Consider the following 3,889-nt stretch of genomic DNA (forward strand, 5'->3'; position numbering starts at 1 on the left):
TTGACGGGGATATGACCAATGCGAGACTCTTTTTCTTAACATAGTTTATTAATAGATTGCTTCCGTATCAAAATTACTACTACTCCCCCACATATACATACTCCATAGATAATACTTGCGATATTTCCGAAGATTTCTAATCCAAAAGGGAGTAAAAATGTAGCAATTCCTACTACATAAGCAAATATACCGAATAATTTAGCTAGTTTATTTTTATCACCAATAAAAGTTTCTTCCTGATATCCAGCAATAAGAGATAAGCGTTTTTTAATATGAATTTGGTAACCACTTATCATAATAATTAAACTAACAATCGTACAAATCCCTAATCCCACCAACATTTTCACTGTTCTCACCATCCCTTTCATTATTTTACCATATTCAAGTTAGTGTTATATATGCTTAACGTACGAATTTCGCGTTATGTTGGTGGGCCCTATCGCCATCAACTTAAGAAATTGATTGTTCCCCAAAACGAAAGAAATGAGCCGAATTCTCATGAATAACTGTAAAAAGTTAAAATTTTCGTTATGGGGTGTCTCAAAATCTTAGCTTGATGGGCATGCGGCGAGACCACATATATATAAGCTACTTTACATTTAATACATACGACCCATTTTTATTTTCATACTTGTAGACATGCAAATAATATTTCCCTGGTTTCGCTTCATATTTTCCCTTGATCATATTACCATCATTTTGTCCAAATGCTACGTAGTTTTGTAGATCTGACTCGTGATGAAGTGTCCATGTCATTCCAATCTCATTTTCATTTAATAGAGAAATATCGATATTACGTTGGGAACTAACATTAAAAGTGTACACATCTACATTATCATTGTCGTTAAGATTTCCTTTAATAGTTGCATTAACATCTAATATGTTTGCCTGCATAGACTGATTATTTGGCTCTTGTTCTGTTATCTGTCCAGTCTGGGGATGTTCTGCTTCTGGTTCTGGTTTTGATTCTGAATCAGATCCGTTTGATTTAAATCCCAAAGTTGATAATATAGCTTTCAAATCTGGTAAAACACCAATTCTATCGACAGATGGATTGTTAGATTGTGTTCCTGTGTTTGGGTTACTTAAGATAGCTCTTAACTCATTTGGTTTATAAGGTTGACCCAAACGTTCCTTAGCAATACTTTGTATGGAAGTGGCTGCGCCAGCAATAATTGGTGAAGCACTAGATGTACCATTAAAACTAGACGTATATAAATTTGTAGCACTTCTATTTGGATCTGAAGAAGTTGTATCTACATTTTCACCCCATCCATATACATCAATTCGACTTCCGTAATTTGAAAAATATAAACGTTGGTGAGGAACAGTTGATGAACCAGCTCCGACCATGATTGCACCTGAATCTTTAAAATCTTTGCTATTGCGATTCAAGACTTGTTTTCCATTTAGATCTTTAAATTGATCTAAATCATTTGAACCATTTGCCCCAGCCTCTATGATTATGATCCCTTTATCTGTTCCAGTACGAATAACATCAAATACCTCCGGTTTCACTTCGACTGGTAAATATTGTTTTCCATATCCGTCATAAGATGATTGTGCCTCCAACAATAAAACGTCACCAGCATTTAGGTTATTTACAGCGCTTAATATGGCATCTGCTGTGTTATAACGACCGTTATTTCTAATTTGAGATATTACTTTTACTGTAGCTTTTGGTACAATACCAATATTACCGATTTGATTATCTTCCGCAGAAACAATCCCTAGAACCTTGGTTCCGTGTGCAGCGTGATCTTTTGTATTTATTCCAGACATAAGTTCAATATTTTGATTTATTAAATCCTCATGATCTAATGCCCATCCATACTCCATATCTACAAATGTGGTGCCTTTTCCATCTCCTCCCTTTATTCCCCACGCATAAGGTGCATTAATGCCATATGGTGCCTCTTTTAGATATCCTTGGTTTTCAAACCTAGGGTCATCATAGGGATTAAGAGATAAACTTGGCAGCTGTATTTCAGGTGGTGTTAAATCTTCCAGTTCTTTAATGTATACATCTTCTATCAAAGGTGATTGTTTTAATTTTTCTACTAATGTTTCTGCTTGTACATTCTTTGAAACTTGAACTGTATAATAATTTAATAGGTTAGCAGATGAATTATTATTATCGGTTTTCGCATTTTTATCTAGATTTTGAATTTCTTCCGGACTTACAGACGTAAATAAGCGAGTTAATGTTAAATCTGGGAATTCGGAAAAAAAGCCTTCTAGTACGACATCATTTTTTTCGTGTTTTATTCGCTTTTCTATACCATCTTCATACGGTAAATTTATCTCATTTTTAAACTTTACAATGATTTGCTTCTCTTCTCTTTTTTCTACATTAGATTTTTCTTGCTGTACTACTGAATTGTTTGAAGCAGCACTCACTAGATTAGAAGTCTTTCCTAGTCCTGTAAAAGCTGTAATTGCAACTGTAGACACTAGCATTCCTTTAAGAATTTTCATTCATTTTCCCTCTACTTTTCTGTTTTTTAAATCTTTTCCTATAAAAATATCAAAATAATTACGTACAAAGATTTATATTAGATAAATTATAATGGGCGCAAAAATAAACTTCAAAACATTTATATATGCAATATTTCATATTCTTTTAGAGTTTTGGAAGTATATTCCGTATTTTTTGTAACAAAAAGGTTTTAGATTAATAATGTTATGAATTAGCTATGTTTCATTTATATATATATGGTAGCTATTCAGTTACTCTATGAAAAAAAGGCGGAAAAGCATTTTTATAAATGGTCTAGAGGAACTGGCGATTCTTTTGCAAAGTTTGAAAAAAGCATAAACAGGTTGGTAAATGAGGAACAATGTTTAGGAAGTAGCCGCATAATATTTTTTATATATTCAGGCCTTTGTTTATCTTTTAAGAAACTTTGCATCAGAACCTTTTTTCCAATATATCGGCGCTTCGACACAGAATAAAGATCCTCCAAAAAATTTCGTCACACACAAAGAGGCTATTCCTAAAGGATAGCCTCCTACTAACTATTTTCTTGGACCATACGCGGCGGTTGGTTTAACAGGCTTCGCATCTGTCGCTTCCCATATAGGGGCAGTTAATGTTGGATAGTTCAAAGCTTCTACTTTTTTTCTCGTTTCTTGTGATGCTTTCAGTCCCCATTGATCAAAAAATGGAAGTACATTTTGTTTCGCTACTTTCGATGTATTGTAAATAAATGCTTGTATTTTATCTTCATCAGTTTCTGGAAGTTTATCTTTTGGTAACTCTCGATATAGTTTGTGAAGATTCGGATAAAAATCTTCCCCATATGCTAAATGAAGTTGCCAAAGCATAACAAGTTTCACAAACAAGTCATCAATATTTTTATACTCTTTATCTGTTTGTTTTAAGTATGCAAAAGCTCTATCGTAATCCCCCTCTTTTTCTAAACGCGTTGGTTGATTCGGGAATAATTGTTTTTGTGCAGCTAAAGCATATATATTAACAGTGACTTCAGTCATTCCACTACGGTCATTCCACTTCCAGGGGTATTGTTGCCTTGTGTGTCCTGCTTCATGCATTTGTCCCCATCCAAATTCATTTACATTTAAAGCACTTTCAATTGCATTACCAGCAGTAGTAAATATCATTCCATCCAAACTTGCATACATGCCCCAATCAGATTTATTAGGATTTTCTACAAAAGCCCAAAGGCGACGAGTTGGACGATGTAACGGATTAGAACTTGTTTCAGATAGTCCCGATATTTTATCTTGCGCTAGAATCATTTCATCATATTTTTTTAATAGAGGCACAGGATCTTGATCCACAATATATTTCTTGGCACTATCACGAGTAACAGTAAGTACTGCTTTCTTTGACTTTAATTGAACCACATGCGCATCTGGATACTTG

General features: G+C 34.0%; 3 protein-coding genes. All 3 read right to left on the minus strand.

Features of this window, described 5'->3' with window-relative positions:
* Nucleotides 1-35: 35 nt before the first annotated feature.
* Nucleotides 36-341 carry a DUF3784 domain-containing protein gene (locus CN288_RS27625; RefSeq protein ID WP_098303622.1) on the minus strand — a complete coding sequence of 102 codons (306 nt, stop codon included), beginning with the start codon at nucleotides 339-341 and terminating at the stop codon, nucleotides 36-38.
* Nucleotides 342-588: 247 nt separating this feature from the next.
* Entirely contained in the window at nucleotides 589-2,478 is a 1,890-nt protein-coding gene (locus CN288_RS27630) for a S8 family peptidase (protein WP_098303621.1), read from the minus strand.
* 540 nt (nucleotides 2,479-3,018) lie between these two features.
* Nucleotides 3,019-3,889 (minus strand): M60 family metallopeptidase (locus CN288_RS27635; protein WP_217994266.1); only part of this gene is annotated, 871 nt, incomplete at its 5' end.

Origin of the sequence: Bacillus sp. AFS023182 (genome assembly GCF_002560575.1) — a bacterium.
Taxonomy (GTDB): Bacteria; Bacillota; Bacilli; order Bacillales; family Bacillaceae_G; genus Bacillus_A; species Bacillus_A arachidis.

Coding starts and splice junctions, on each gene's coding strand:
- CN288_RS27625 (WP_098303622.1), bottom strand. CDS start 341: ATGTTGGTGGGATTAGGGATTTGTACGATTGTTAGTTTAATTATTATG.
- CN288_RS27630 (WP_098303621.1), bottom strand. CDS start 2,478: ATGAAAATTCTTAAAGGAATGCTAGTGTCTACAGTTGCAATTACAGCT.